The organism is Vibrio sp. D431a, assembly GCF_030248655.1.
GTDB lineage: Bacteria > Pseudomonadota > Gammaproteobacteria > Enterobacterales > Vibrionaceae > Vibrio > Vibrio alginolyticus.
The window spans coordinates 1-962 of the sequence record NZ_JAHGAP010000098.1 but is presented as its reverse complement, the minus strand read 5'-3'; the positions used below and the strand labels follow the sequence as shown (position 1 = coordinate 962).

At 41.1% G+C, this 962-nt stretch carries 1 protein-coding gene; it reads left to right on the top strand.

Going from position 1 to position 962, the window contains the following annotated elements; genetic code table 11:
• Positions 1-43: 43 nt before the first annotated feature.
• On the top strand, positions 44-946 hold the full coding sequence (locus KJB35_RS28190; protein WP_238842954.1) for a restriction endonuclease: 903 nt from the start codon (positions 44-46) through the stop codon (positions 944-946).
• Positions 947-962 lie beyond the last annotated feature (16 nt).

Genomic DNA, 962 nt, shown 5'->3' with positions numbered 1-962 from the left:
CACCTTAGCAAGGCGTTATACGTATTAGTTCAGAGGAAGTATTATGCAGTTATTTTTCCATGATGTTGGCTTAAAAGGAGCTAATGCAGATTTTCCCAAAACTGTCTTTGGTGAAGTCGCTATTTCCGACATCGTCGAACATTGTCCACCTCATCTACAAGCAGAAATAGAAGATAAGCTTCTAGCTGAGTTTCCCGATGGCTGGTGTAACGCCTGGGGAGTTCCTGATGGTGCCAAGAGTGTTATTCGTCAACTTAAAGTTGGCGATGTCATGCTTTTAATCAAGACCACTGGTGGTGATGGTGAAATGCCTGCTCTTTGTCATGTAAAAGGCTTTTGGAAAGAGCAGCTTTTAGACCTTTCAAACTTTTTGTGGGGAAGTAGTCATTTCCCCTACGTGTTCTTTTTCAAAACTCAGCATATCGAACTGACTTGGACCCAGTTCAAGAAAGATGTTCAATATATGCCAAACTTTCGACCGTCAGGAAATGTTTATCGTGTCAAAAGCGATCGACTTGAACACTTTGGTGGTTCAGGAGGCTATGTCAGTCATCTTTTACAAAAACCATATGTAATCGATGATTTAGGCGACTATGAAATTCGAGAGAACTCACCAGAGCAGGAGTATGCTGAGGGCGAAAGGCAGGTCCGTGAAGCTTCGTATTTCAAGCGTAACTCTAAGTTAGTAAAAGACGCAAAAGCCGAGCTTGGTTTTATATGCCAGGTTTGTGATTTTGATTTCGAGTCAGTGTACGGAAAAGAATTAGGTGCCGGGTTTATCGAGTGCCATCATAAGAATCCTCTACACGAAAAAGATGAAAACTACATCAGTACATTAAATGACGTTTGTGTGGTTTGTTCAAATTGCCACCGTATGCTTCATCGCACTAAGCCAGCAATGAAACCAGAAATTCTAAAAGCAAAGCTGCTCAAAAAATACGTATAACAAACTGTTTAAGAGT

What these genes read in the sequence shown, in the direction of transcription:
- KJB35_RS28190 (WP_238842954.1), top strand. Translation starts at nt 44, where the DNA reads ATGCAGTTATTTTTCCATGATGTTGGCTTAAAAGGAGCTAATGCAGAT.